The organism is Variovorax sp. J22G73 (assembly GCF_030317035.1).
Lineage (GTDB): Bacteria > Pseudomonadota > Gammaproteobacteria > Burkholderiales > Burkholderiaceae_C > Variovorax.
This window is the reverse complement of record NZ_JASZYK010000018.1, coordinates 54,043-66,608: the sequence shown is the minus strand read 5'-3', so window position 1 is coordinate 66,608 and position 12,566 is coordinate 54,043. Positions and strand designations below refer to the sequence as shown.

12 protein-coding genes are annotated in these 12,566 nt (G+C 69.5%); 5 read left to right on the top strand and 7 right to left on the bottom strand.

Annotated elements, in window-relative coordinates:
- Positions 1-68: 68 nt before the first annotated feature.
- The 3 genes from ftsZ to QTI51_RS35680 all read left to right on the top strand — a co-directional run bounded on the left by ftsZ (position 69) and on the right by QTI51_RS35680 (position 2,737).
- Positions 69-1,286, top strand: coding sequence for a cell division protein FtsZ (gene ftsZ, locus QTI51_RS35690; RefSeq protein ID WP_116910561.1), 1,218 nt, complete (start codon positions 69-71; stop codon positions 1,284-1,286).
- Positions 1,287-1,594: 308 nt separating this feature from the next.
- On the top strand, positions 1,595-2,518 hold the full coding sequence (lpxC, locus tag QTI51_RS35685; RefSeq protein WP_286517979.1) for a UDP-3-O-acyl-N-acetylglucosamine deacetylase: 924 nt from the start codon (positions 1,595-1,597) through the stop codon (positions 2,516-2,518).
- A gap of 42 nt (positions 2,519-2,560) precedes the next feature.
- Positions 2,561-2,737, top strand: coding sequence for a hypothetical protein (locus QTI51_RS35680; protein WP_165840367.1), 177 nt, complete (start codon positions 2,561-2,563; stop codon positions 2,735-2,737).
- A gap of 19 nt (positions 2,738-2,756) precedes the next feature.
- On the opposite strand, the gene ruvC is transcribed toward QTI51_RS35680, so the two are convergent.
- Positions 2,757-3,305, bottom strand: a complete 549-nt coding sequence (gene ruvC / locus QTI51_RS35675; protein ID WP_116910559.1) for a crossover junction endodeoxyribonuclease RuvC — start codon at positions 3,303-3,305, stop codon at positions 2,757-2,759.
- Positions 3,306-3,455: 150 nt separating this feature from the next.
- Here ruvC and QTI51_RS35670 point away from each other — a divergent pair, with 150 nt between their 5' ends.
- Positions 3,456-5,531: a hypothetical protein gene (locus tag QTI51_RS35670; protein WP_286517981.1), complete on the top strand. Its 2,076-nt coding sequence runs from the start codon at positions 3,456-3,458 to the stop codon at positions 5,529-5,531.
- 43 nt (positions 5,532-5,574) lie between these two features.
- On the opposite strand, the gene QTI51_RS35665 is transcribed toward QTI51_RS35670, so the two are convergent.
- The gene (locus QTI51_RS35665) at positions 5,575-6,564 is read right to left on the bottom strand and encodes a phosphatidate cytidylyltransferase (protein WP_286517983.1); all 990 of its coding nucleotides are present in this window, start codon (positions 6,562-6,564) and stop codon (positions 5,575-5,577) included.
- Between the two features lies 1 nt (position 6,565).
- The gene (locus QTI51_RS35660; protein ID WP_286517985.1) at positions 6,566-7,477 is read right to left on the bottom strand and encodes a lysophospholipid acyltransferase family protein; all 912 of its coding nucleotides are present in this window, start codon (positions 7,475-7,477) and stop codon (positions 6,566-6,568) included.
- Between the two features lie 9 nt (positions 7,478-7,486).
- Between QTI51_RS35660 and QTI51_RS35655 the strand changes: the two genes are divergently transcribed.
- The gene (locus QTI51_RS35655) at positions 7,487-7,930 is read left to right on the top strand and encodes a ribosomal maturation YjgA family protein (RefSeq protein WP_286518038.1); all 444 of its coding nucleotides are present in this window, start codon (positions 7,487-7,489) and stop codon (positions 7,928-7,930) included.
- On the opposite strand, the gene mtgA is transcribed toward QTI51_RS35655, so the two are convergent.
- From mtgA to QTI51_RS35635, 4 genes are read right to left on the bottom strand one after another with little or no spacing between them, the layout of a single operon-like run.
- A complete protein-coding gene (gene mtgA, locus QTI51_RS35650) occupies positions 7,896-8,639 on the bottom strand; it encodes a monofunctional biosynthetic peptidoglycan transglycosylase (protein WP_286517987.1) in 744 nt (247 codons plus the stop codon). The genes QTI51_RS35655 and mtgA overlap by 35 nt on opposite strands.
- Positions 8,636-9,514, bottom strand: coding sequence for a shikimate dehydrogenase (gene aroE, locus QTI51_RS35645; protein WP_286517988.1), 879 nt, complete (start codon positions 9,512-9,514; stop codon positions 8,636-8,638). The genes mtgA and aroE overlap by 4 nt, the downstream gene beginning before the upstream one ends.
- A 51-nt stretch (positions 9,515-9,565) precedes the next feature.
- Positions 9,566-10,417 (bottom strand): energy transducer TonB, encoded by an 852-nt coding sequence (locus QTI51_RS35640; RefSeq protein ID WP_116910553.1) that lies wholly within the window; start codon positions 10,415-10,417, stop codon positions 9,566-9,568.
- Positions 10,418-10,466: 49 nt separating this feature from the next.
- Entirely contained in the window at positions 10,467-12,539 is a 2,073-nt protein-coding gene (locus QTI51_RS35635; RefSeq protein WP_286517990.1) for a ribonuclease catalytic domain-containing protein, read from the bottom strand.
- Positions 12,540-12,566 lie beyond the last annotated feature (27 nt).

Below are 12,566 nucleotides of genomic sequence, written 5' to 3'. Positions count from 1 at the left end.
TTGAGCGCGTCAGGCACAAGAACATTCACAGATACATAACGGCAACTGCAAGATTCAAGGAGTTAAAAATGACCATCGAAATGATCGAAGTCGAAGAGTTCAATCAGGGCACGCAGATCAAGGTGATCGGTGTCGGCGGTGGCGGCGGCAATGCAGTCGCCCACATGATGGAGCGCGGCGTGCAGGGCGTTCAGTTCGTCTGCGCGAACACCGACGCACAGGCACTGCAACGCAGCAACGCGCACAAGATCATCCAGCTCGGCACCAGCGGCCTGGGCGCCGGCAGCAAGCCCGACAAGGGCCGTGAAGCAGCCGAGCTCGCGGTGGACGACATTCGCGCGGCCATCGACGGCGCGCACATGCTGTTCATCACCGCCGGCATGGGCGGCGGCACCGGCACCGGCGCGGCCCCCGTGATCGCGCGCGTGGCCAAGGAAATGGGCATCCTCACCGTGGGCGTGGTGACCAAGCCCTTCGACTGGGAAGGCGGCCGCCGCATGACCAACGCCGACGCCGGCCTGACCGAGCTCGAAGCCAACGTCGACTCGCTGATCGTCGTGCTCAACGAGAAGCTGCTCGACGTGCTGGGCGAAGACGTGACGCAGGACGAAGCCTTCGCGCAAGCCAACGACGTGCTGAAGAACGCCGTGGGCGGCATCTCGGAAATCATCAACGAGTACGGCGGCGTGAACGTCGACTTCGAAGACGTGCGCACCGTGATGGGCGAACCCGGCAAGGCCATGATGGGCACGGCCGCGGCCGCGGGCCCCGACCGTGCGCGCATCGCCGCCGAGCAGGCCGTGGCCTGCCCGCTGCTGGAAGGCATCGACCTGTCGGGCGCCAAGGGCGTGCTGGTGCTGGTGACGGCATCGAAGGGCTCGCTGAAGCTGAACGAGTCGAAGCTGGCGATGAACACCATCCGCGCCTACGCTTCGCCGGACGCGCACGTGATCTACGGCGCGGCCTACGACGACACACTGGGCGACGAAATGCGCGTGACCGTGGTGGCCACGGGCCTGTCGCGCGCCGACGCGCGCCGCCAGGCACCGACGCTGGAAGTGATCCGCACCGGCACCGACAACATCCCGTTCACCGTGCCGACGCTCGGTGGCATGGGCCACGCCAGCAGCGGCGGCCACGGCAGCCAGCCCAACTACGACGGCATGGCCGTGCCCAGCGTGTGGCGCACCAACCGCACGATGGCCGCTGCCAAGGTCGATGCGCTGTCCTCGGGCGGCATGGACGACTTCGAGATCCCGGCCTTCCTGCGCCGCCAGGCCGACTGAACCTGGCTCGCCGCCAGGCTGCGCGCACTTCGTGCCGCTTCGCCGACCCCCTGCCGGGGGCGACGCCCGCGGACCGGCCCAGCCGGTTCCGCTGTGTTGTGCGAAGTGGCTGACCAGACGCAGCGAGCACGAAGGTTCGCAAGGGGCACGGGGAGACCTGAAAGGGACTTCCACCGGCCCTACGCGCTGCGTTCGCTTCGTGCCCGTTGCGTCCATCATTCGCCTGGTCATTCATAGAACCCATGTCTATCGGTGCCATAGCCAGGGGCATAGGCCGCCACGCGCGTGGCGCGCCTAAAATCCCCGGCGTGCTGCAACAACGAACCCTCAAGTCGATCAGCCGCGCCGTGGGCGTGGGGCTTCACAGCGGGCAACGCGTGGAACTGACCCTGCGACCGGCCCCGGCCGACACGGGCATCGTGTTTCGCCGCGTCGACCTGCCCGAGCCGGTCGAGATCCGCATGACCGCCGAAGCGGTCACCGACACGCGCCTGGCCTCCACCGTCTCCGAAGGCGGTGCCAAGGTGCAGACGGTCGAGCACCTGATGTCCGCCTGCGCGGGCCTGGGCATCGACAACCTCTACATCGACATCACGGCAGACGAAGTGCCGATCCTCGACGGATCGGCTTCGTCCTTCGTGTTCCTGCTGCAAAGCGCGGGCATCGCGCTGCAGAAGGCGCCGCGCCGCTTCATTCGCGTGACCCGCAAGGTCGAGGTGCGCGAAGGCGAGGGCGGCAACGAGAAGTGGGCGAGCCTGGAGCCGTACCACGGCTTCAAGCTGGCCTTCGAGATCGACTTCGACCACCGCGTGGTGAACTCCACCGGCCAGCGCGTGGAGTTCGACCTGGGCACCGACTCGTACAGCCGCGACATCGCACGCGCGCGCACCTTCGGCTTCACGAAAGAAGTCGAGTACATGCGCAGCAAGGGCCTCGCGCTCGGCGGCGGGCTGGACAACGCCATCGTCATGGACGACACCAAGGTTCTCAATGCCGGCGGCCTGCGCTACGACGACGAGTTCGTGAAGCACAAGATCCTCGACGCCATGGGCGACCTGTACGTGGTCGGCAAGCCGCTGCTGGCGGCCTACACGGCGTTCCGCTCGGGCCATGCGCTGAACAACAAGCTGCTGCGCGAGCTGCTCTCGCACAGCGATGCCTACGAGGTCGTGAGCTTCGACGACGAGAAGCGCGCACCGCGCGGCTTCAACGAAGTGGCGCGCGCCTGGTAGGCGCAACGCCTCTCGACGCTCGCAACGCCGGCAACCTCCCCGATGCTTCTCTTCCGCTGGGCCATCCTGCTGCTGCTTCTGGTGGCGGGCGTGTCGTTCGCGTTCTATGCCGGCACCGGCCAGGCCAAGTACCGGCGCTTCGGCTGGATCGTGCTGAAGTGGACGCTGCTCGCGGCCTTCGGCTTCTTCGCGGTGCTGATCGCGGAGCGCGTGGCCTGAACGTGCGTCCGGGCCCGCGCTAGCGCGAACGGCCTTGCCGGTACGTGCCGGCATGCGTCTTCGACAGCTCCGCGGCCTGCGCCAGCCGCGCCATCGAGCGCCCCACCTGCGCATGCGTGATGGCGATGCCCAAGGCGTCCGCCGCATCGGCGCCGGGCACGCCGGGCAGGTCGAGCAGGCGGCGCACCATCTCCTGCACCTGCGCCTTGGCCGCGCCGCCATGGCCGGCCACGGCCTTCTTCATCTGCAGCGCCGTGTACTCGGCCACCGACAGATTGTTCGTCACCAGGGCCGTGACGCAGGCGCCGCGCGCCTGCCCCAGCAGCAGCGTCGACTGCGGGTTGACGTTGACGAAGATGATTTCCACCGCCGACGCATCGGGCTGGTAGCGCGCGGTGATCTCCGCGATGCCGTCGAACAGCACCTTCAGGCGTGCCGGCAGGTTGCCGGTGCCCAGGTGCCGCGTGCTGATGGTGCCGCTGGCCACGTAGCGCAGCGCATGGCCGTCCGCGTCGACCACGCCGAAGCCGGTGGTCTGCAAGCCGGGGTCGATGCCAAGAATGCGCATGAAAGGAAACGTAAAGGCCTAAGCCCGGGTAAAGAGAGCAGAAAGAGCTGCGAAAGCTTGTGTGAAACCGGTTCGATCACGGGCAGAATCCGGCCCGGTTCGTACAGTCCACCCCGCCGCGCGCGGCGCGCGCCACACAAGGAAGCGAATGTGAATGTAGTCGAGTCCTCCGCGCGCCGGCAAACGCACGAGGCGCAGGCCCTGCCCGACGCACACGCGGCGTCGCCCTCGGAGCGCGTCGTCGCGGGCTTTCGCCGCGCCGAGCTGCTCAACGAGATGGGCCGCCGCGGCGAAGCGCTGGCCGCCTGCGGCCGGCTGCTGGAGGAGTTCGGCGCCATGCCCGGGGCCGACGTGGTGGCCCCTTGCTGCCAGGCGCTGCGCCTCATCGCGCACATGCTGCGGCAGATGCACCGCTCGGCAGACGCGCTGACCACGCTCGACCGCCTGCTGGCCGCGCACGGCCATCGCAGCGAACCCGAGATCCGCTTGCAGATCGCTGACGCGCTGTTCCAGCGCACCTGGCTGCTCGACGACCCCGAGGCCCGCTGCGAGGCCTGCGATGCCATGAGCGAGCTGCTCGACACCAAGGCCGACGCCGCGCTCGATGCCCAGCGCGTGGAGGCCCGGCTGCGCAAGGCCGAGGTCGAGCACCACCGAGGCCTTCCGCAGCAGGCCCTGGCCACGCTGGAGGCCGCCGTGGAGCGCTTCGACGCCAGCACCGACCCCGACGTGGTGCTGCGCGTGGCGCGGGCGCGGCTGGCCTCGGTGCTGAACCTGCGCGAGCTGGCGCAGCACACGCAGGCGCAGGTGCTGTGCCTGCAGGTGGCCGACCAGATCGAGGCGAGCCTGTCGGATGCGGCCGCCGAGCTGCGCGTGGAAGGCGTGCGCGCGCTGGCGCTGTTCTTCGACGGACTGGGCTTCGAGGAGCAGGCGCGGCGCGCCGAGCTGGTGGGCTGGCTGCTCGAGCGCTACGGGCGCGATGCGTCGTCGCAGGTGCGCCGCATGGCGGCGGTGCGCGCCTACGACTGGGCCGTGGGCCTGCGCGACCGCGGCGACGGCGAGGCGGCGCTGGCCGCCTGCGACCGCATGCTCGCTGCCTTCGCCGACGACACCGACGTCGCGGTGCAGCGCACCGTGACCAGCGCGCTGCTCAACAAGGGCCATGTGCTGCTCGAACTGCTGGGCCGGGCCGAGGAAGCGCTGGCCGTGTACGGGCAGCTCGTGGCGGCGCTGCGCGACGCCAGCGCGCCCGAGCACCAGGTGACGCTCGGCAAGGCCTCGAGCGGGCGCGCGGCCTGCATGCGGCGTTTGCGCAGGGCAGGGCCTGCCGATGCGGGCGAGCTGCCTGGCGAGCTGCGCGATGCGGTGCGCGAAAAAATCAGGCAGGGCCGCACGCTCGGCGATGCGGGTCAGCCGCTGGAGGCCGTCGCGCTGTTCGACGAGGTGCTGGCCGCGCACGCCGCATCGCCGCACCCCGAGCTGCGCCGCCAGTGCGCGCGTGCGCTGGTGCACAAGGCCTTCTGCCTGGTCGCGCTGGGGCGCTTCGCCGACGTGGTCGAGGCCGCCGATGCCATGGACGCCAGCTACGGCGCCGACGCCTCCACCGCCATGCAGGAGCAGGTGGCGCTGTGCCTGCAGTACAAGAGCACGGCGCTCGACCGCCTCGGCCAGCGCGACGAAGAGGTGCGGGTGCACGACCAGATCGTCGCGCGCTGGGGCAACTCCGAGCTGCCCGAGCTGCGCGCGCGCGTGGCCGGCGCGTTGTTCCGCAAGGGGGCCGCGCTGCGCCAGGCCGGGCGGCTCGGTGACGCTGTTGCCTGCTACGACGAAGTGGTCGCGCGCACCGCGGTCGCGCGCGAGAGCGCGCTGCAGCTGTGGGCCGCCAGGTCGATGGTCAACAAGGCCAAGGTGCTCGAGAAGCTCGGCGACGCCACGGGCCAGGCCAAGGCCTACCGCGTGCTGATCGCGCGCTTCGGCGAATCGGGCGACGCGGCGCTGCGCGAGCGCGTGGCCAATGCCTGCGAATGGCTGGCCGAGGCCGAAGGGCGGCAGGGGCGCGTGGAGCAGCAGCGCGCGGCGCTCGAACAGGCGCTGGGGCGTTTCGGCACCGCGCTGTCGGCGGAGCAGCGCACGCGCATGTCGCGCGAACTGCAGGCGCTGAAGGCCAAGGCGCTGGGACGCATGGCGAAGCAGGCCCTGGCCCGGGTGATGCGGCGCAAGGCCTGAGCGCAGGCGCCGCGCCTTGCGTGCTGCATGCGCTGCATGCGCTTCAGGCGTTGAAGTACCAGCGGATCGAGTGGAAGAAGATCGGTGCCGCAAAGCACAGCGCGTCGACGCGGTCCAGCAGCCCGTTGGCCCCCGTCACGCCCACGCCCTTCTTGCCCCAGTTGGGAATGCCGCGGTCGCGCTTGAGCGCCTTCATCACCAGGTGCCCCATCGAGCCCGCGATGCAGGCAATGACCGACACCGCCAGCGCCTGGCCGAACTTGAACGGCGTGATGAACGAGAACAGCGCGCCCACCAGGCTGGCCACCGCGATGCCGATGCCCCAGCTGGTCCAGTTGAAGCTGCGGCTCACGTTGGGCGCGAAGGGCGTGCGCTGCATGCGGCGCGAGATCAGGTGCTGCACCAGCACCGAGGTCTGCACCACGAACACCAGGAAGAACACGAGGAACGCGCTCTTGCCTTCGTAGCCCGGAAAGCTCAACAGCAGCAGCGCCGGCACGTGGCTCATGCCGTAGACGCAGACCATGATCCCCCACTGCAGCTTGGCGTTGCGCTCCAGGAAGTGGCTGGCGTCGTTCGACAGCGCGCTGGCCACCGGAATGGCCAGGAACACGTAGACCGGGATGAACACGGTGAACAGGTCGAAGCGCGCCGTGGCCACCAGCCAGAACTGGATCGGCAGCACCACGAAGAACGCGAGGATCAGGCTGCGGTGGTCGCCGCGCCGCGTGGGCGAGAGCGTGATGAACTCGCGCAGCGCGAAGAACGAGATCAGCGCGAACAGCACCGTGGCCACCGTCTCGCCCAGCGCCCAGCCGACCCAGAAGATCACCACCATGAACCATGTGGTGCCCAGCAGGCCGCGAAAGTGCGCCAGCTCGGCCTGCCAGGCGGCGTCGTGCACGGGGTTGCGGCGCTCCCTGAACGACAGGAAGAAGGCCGTGGTGCTCACGATGACCAGCACGCCGAAGACGATGAGGAAGAGGGCCGCGACCTGGTGCGTCGGGCTGAGGTTGCGCAGGAACTGGTTCATGTCAGACGTCGCGCAAGGCGATCACCGCGGCGCGTGCGCGGTCGAGGAAAGGCCGGCGCTCTTCGCCTTCTTCCACACGAAGCGGCGCGCCGAAAGTGACGGAGCAAAGAATGGGCACGGGCACGATCTCGCCCTTGGGCATGACGCGCTGCACGTTGTCGATCCAGGCCGGCACCAGCACCACCTCGGGAAACATCGTGGCGAGCGCGTACAGGCCCGACTTGAACTTCTGCGGCTCGCCGGTGTGGCCGCGCGTGCCTTCGGGAAAGATGATGATCGAGTCGCCGCTGCGCAGAGCCTCGATGAGCGGGGCCAGCGGGTCGGCGGCGGGCGGTGCGTCGGCCGGCGGTGTCTCGGGCTGGGTGGCTGCCGGTGGTGCTTCAGGTGCGGGTGAAGCAGGCGGTGGTGGTGGCGCAGGAAGGTCGAGTTGCCCCTGCACTTCGTTCATGACCTCCACGGACGCGTCGGCGAAGGGCAGCGACATGGGGAGCAGCGGCTCCATCGACGGCTCGATGCGCTCGGCGGGCGACGCTGCTGCGGCGCGTGATGCCGTCGGTGCCGGTGCCGGTGCCGGTGCCGGAACATCCGCCGGAGCTGCTGAAGCACCTGGAGCCACGGGCACGACAGGCGTCGTCGCCGCGCGCTCCACGTACACCGCGTTGAACACCTCCGTCGTGATCCATCGCTTGAACGGCGTGTTGGCCCAGTAGTCGCGCGCCGCGATGGGCCGCGTGATGCTGCGCAATTCTTCGGGCAGCGCCGCCCAGATCATCACGAGGTCGGCGTGGCTCTGGTGGTTGGCGAAATAGATGCGTTGCTCGGCCTTCGGCGGACACCCGTACCAGCGCGCTTGCGCGCCCGTGAGCAACCGGACGATTCCCAACAACAACCAACCTGTGAGCTTAGCCAGCATATGGGCGCGATGATACGGGCCATGCGATGGCGTTTCGATCCTCTTTCCCTGGCGTGGGCGGTGGCCCTTTTTGTTCTGCTCATGCTGCTGGCCACCGTCGGCGCGCGATGGGGCTGGGTGCGCAGCTTCTTCGGCGACGTGCTCGCCGTGGTGTGGGTGTACTTCGTGTTCAAGACAGCGATCGGCGCGCGCGCGTGGCCGCTGGCGCTGGCCGCGCTGGGCGTGGGGTGCGCGGTCGAACTCGGGCAGTACCTGGCGTCGGCGTGGCACCTGCGCATTTCGAATCGCGCGCTGCGCATCGTGCTCGGCAGCACGGCCGACTGGTGGGACGTGGTGGCCTACGTGATCGGCTTCGCGGCGGTGCTGGCGCTCGAAGCCCTGCGCAACGCAGTTCGGTCGCTCAGGGAGGCCAAGGCGATCAAGGCAGTTCGGCCGAAGACATCCGCGCCATGACCGTCGAGGCGCGGCCGCTCAGGTAGGGCGAGCCGGGCCGGCGCTCGAAGAACTTGGGGCTCGGCAGCATCACCGCGAGGCGCGCGGCCTCGTTCGCGCTCAGGCGCGCCGCGGGCTTCCTGAAGTAGTACTGCGACGCGGCCTCCGCGCCGAACACGCCTTCGCCCCACTCGACGTTGTTGAGGTAGAGCTCCAGGATGCGCTGCTTGCCGAGGAACACCTCGAGCAGCGTGGCGAGTACCAGCTCCTGGCCCTTGCGCAGCATGGTGCGTTCGCCCGACAGCAGCAGGTTCTTGGCCAGCTGCTGCGTGATGGTCGAGCCGCCGCGCAGGCGCACCGGCTGCACCGGCTTGCCGCGCGCCACCGCGCGTGCGGCGCGCTTGGCGGCCAGTTCCTCGGCCTTGGCGTTGCGCTGGCGCGCGCGCTCAATGGCTTCCCACTCCACGCCGTTGTGGTCGACGAAGCCCGCGTCCTCGCTCGCGATGACGGCGCGCTTGAGCGTGTCGTTAATCTGGCCGTAGGGCACCCACTGCTGCCGCCAGCCGCCTTCGCTGCCCTGGTGGATGGCGATCTGCCAGGCCTCGGAGCGCTGGAAGGCCGTGCTCTGCGGATCGACCACGGCCATGGCCGCGATGCGCACCACGAAGAACAGCTCCAGGGCCACGCCCGCCACCACGAGGCAGGCGATCAGGCGCAGCACGGCTTTCATGCGGCGGGGCGCTTGGCCACGGCCAGCGCCGCAAGCTCGGCGCGAATCTCCGCCAGCACCTGCGCCGAAGGCGGGCGCACGCCGCGCCAGATCTCGAAGGCTTCAGCCGCCTGCTCGACCAGCATGCCCAGCCCGTCGCGCGCCGTGGCGCCATGCGCCTCGGCCCATGCCATGAAGCCCGCTGCCGCGGGGCCGTACATCATGTCGACCGCCAGCCCGCCCGGGCGCAGCACGCTCGCGTTCACGGGCACGGCATCGCCGGCGAGGCTGGAGGCGGTGGCGTTCACCACCACGTCGAAGCTGCCCGGTACCTCGTCGAGCGCCCAGGCCTCGAGCGCGGCGCCTTGGCGCAGCGCGATGGCCGCATGCAGGCGCACCAGCTCGACGGCCTTGCCCACCGTGCGGTTGGCCACCACCACGCGCGAAGCGCCTGCGTCGAGCAGCGGGCCCAGCACGCCGGCCGCCGCGCCGCCCGCGCCGATCAGCAGCAGCGCCTTGCCCTGCAGCGGCACCGCCGCGTTGCGCTCGATGTCGTTCACCAGGCCGATGCCGTCGGTGTTGTCGGCGTGGATGCCGCCGTCGTCCGCGAAGCGCAGCGTGTTCACCGCCTGCGCGAGCGTGGCGCGCTCGCTGGTGTGCTGCGCCAGCGCGGCGGCGTCGAACTTGAAAGGCACGGTTACGTTGCAGCCGCGCGCGGTGTCGCCGCGCTCGGCGGCTTCACGGCGAAAGGCGGCGATGTGCTCGGCGAAGGCGCCCAGCGGCACCAGCCGCCGGCCGTAGTCCATCTGCTGGCCGCAGAGTTCGGCAAAGCGCGCGTGGATGCGCGGCGAGCGGCTGTGCTCGACGGGGTTGCCCATTACGCAGTACAGGTCCATGGCCTTGTGTCTCCGCTGCCGCCGGTGGCGTGCTCTTGTGGTGTGGGGGGCTTACTGGGACGAGAGCTCGATGGTCTCGTCGCGCGTGAACTTGAAGCGCGACTGCAGCACGATCTGGTCGGTCTGCTTGCGCATGGCGTCGGTGAACTTGCCGAAGTTGCCCACGCTGCGCACGATGGCCTGCGCGCGCCGGTCGAGCGTGACGTCGCCCGAGCTCTCGTCGACGGCGGTGTCGAGCACCTTGCCGTCGAAGTTGATGGTGATGGTCATCTTCAGCTCGCCGTAGAGCTTCTTGCCGGCGGCCGTGGGAAAGTTCTCGGTGCCCTTCAGCTCGATGCGCCGGCGCAGCGAATCGACGTAGAGGGCGTACGCGGCCTCGCGCGTGGCGGGGCTCAGGTAGCGCTTCTTGGGGCGCGCGTTTTCCTCGTTCACGCGGCGCTCGATCTCGGCGACCAGGTTCACCATCTGGCGGCGCTTTTCCTCGCGCGCGGCAGCCTCGGTGGGCTCGCCCGCGCTGCGCGGGTCGGGCACCGGCATGGCGGCCAGCTCGCGCTTGATCTGCGCGAGCATCTGCATCTGCTGGGCCTGCAGCGCCTCCACCTGGCGGCGCGATTCCTCGAAGGAATCGCCCATGGTGGTGAAGCTCGACGGCGGCAGCGGGCTGGTGGCGCGGCCCTTGTCGAGGTCGCCGCCGCCGGCGAGCGAGGTCTGCGCCATCACGCGCGCGCTCGCATCGGGCTTGTCGTTGGTCTTGCTGTTGACCAGGATGACTTCGAGCGGCGTTTCGCTGAAGACCTTGTTGAACGATTCGGGATCGACGAAGCGCACCGCGAGCAGCGCGGCGTGCGCAATGACCGACACGCCCAGGGCAATCTGCAGCGTGCTGAGGTCCTTGAAGTTCATTCTCGAAATTCCTCCAGGGGGCGCACTTCGCCGGACGATCCGCCGGCGTTCATGCAGCGGTGTTTTCCGGCGCGGCCTCGCTGTCTGTCAGGTCGACGGCGATGGCGATCGGGCCGGCCACCACTTCTTCGTCGTCCTCGGCGCTGTCTTCGCCGGCGCCCTCGTCACCCTCGCCAGGCTTCGGCGTGTCGAGGCGTTCGAGTACCGTGCCGGTCACGTCGAGCGCGATCTCGTCGATCTCGCCGAGCTTCACGCGCAGGCGCGCACCGCGCTCCTGCTGGCCGGCCACGGGGAACACCAGCGGCAGCGTCTCGGCCCGCACCAGCGCGCCGTTGGGCAGGTCCTTGATGACGGTGGCCTCCAGCTCGGTGATGCCCTGCTGCTGCAGGTACTTCAGCGTCCAGAAGCGCTCCATGCCGCCCTGGTAGGCGTTGTACGTGGCGTAGGCCGCGTCGAAGCCCGAGAGGATGGAGAACAGGTCGGCGTCCTTCGGCTTGAAGGGGGCGGCCAGCGCGGCGGTCTTGCCGTGGCGCGCGGCGGCAATGATCTGCCACTGGTTCACCAGGTCGGTGTAGCGGCGCAGGGGCGAGGTGCTCCAGGCGTAGCTCTTCACGCCCAGGCCCGCGTGCGGCAGCGCGCGCGTGCCCATGCGCACCTTGATGCCGGGCGCCAGGCTGGCCTGGCTGCGGTAGAGGCCGGGCACGCCGAGTTCGCCGAGCCAGCTGCCCCAGGTGCTGTTGGCCAGGATCATGGCCTCGGACACGATCAGGTCGAGCGGCGCGCCGCGCTGCCGCGTGCTGATCTGCACCTGCTCGTTGCCCACGGGCTCGTTGCCGTCGTTGCCGACGAGGCGGAAGTTGTAGTCGGGCCGGTTGAAGTTCTCGGGCTTGCCGCGCACCACTTCGCGCTGCGCCTTCAGCTGCTTGGCCAGGCGGAACAGGAAGGAGAGCGGGGCGCGCAGTTGCGCGGCGGCGTCGGGCGTGTCCTCGCCCTGGAACGCGGCGTCTTCGAGCCAGGGCTGCGTGACGACGGCATCGAGCTGGTCGTGGCGCAGGTTGGCCACGATGGGCACGCGCTCCAGCCGGGTCTCGGTGCCCTGCAGCTCCAGCGTGGCTTCGTCGAAGCGCGCATAGAGCGACACGGCCGGGCGGTCGCCGCCTTCGAGCAGCGTGTAGGTGTTGACCACCTCGTCGGGCAGCATCGTGATCTTGTAGCCCGGCATGTAGACGGTGGACATGCGCGCGCGCGCCACGTTGTCGATGGCGCTGCCGGGCGTGAGCGCCAGGGCGGGCGCCGCGATGTGGACGCCGACCGTGACGGTGCCGCTGCCCAGGCCCTGCACCGAGAGCGCGTCGTCGATTTCGGTGGTCTGCGAATCGTCGATGGAGAAGGCCTGCACGCCGGCGGCCACGGGCAGCTCGTCGGCAATGGCGGGCGCCGCGAGGGCGGGGAAGCCGGTGCCCTTGGGGAAGTTCTCGAACAGGAAGCGCCGCCAGTGGAACTGGTAGGGCGAATCGATGGCGCCGGCGCGCTCCAGCAGGTCGAGCGGCGGGCGTTGCGTGGCGCGCGAGGCGTCGACCACGGCCTTGTACTCGGGGGCGTTCTTGTCGGGCTTGAACAGGATCTTGTAGAGCTGCTCGCGAATCGGCGGCGGGCACACGCCCTCGGCCAGTTGCCCGGCCCATTCGACGATCTGCGCCTGCACGGCCTTCTTCTTCTCGATGGCGGCCAGCGCCTGCTGCACGATTTCGGCCGGCGCCTTCTTGAAGCGCCCCTTGCCCGCACGGCGGAAGTAGTGCGGTGCCTCGAACAGGGCGAACAGCGCGGCGGCCTGCTGCGCGAGCGAGGGCTTGTCGCTGAAATAGTCGGCCGCCAGGTCGGCGAAGCCGAATTCGCCCTCGTCCGCGAATTCCCAGGCCAGGTCGAGGTCCATGCCGGCGGCGAGCGTGCGCGCCTCGGCGATCAGCTCGGCGGGGGAGGGCTTTTCGAACCGCAACACGATGTTGGCGCCCTTGACCTTCACGCGCTTGCCCGTGTCGAGCTCGACTTGCGCCGACGATTCGGCCTCCGACAGCACGCGGCCGCCGAGGTACTTGCCGGCTTCTTCAAACAATACAAACATGGGCGGGATTCTCCCACGCAGGAGGGG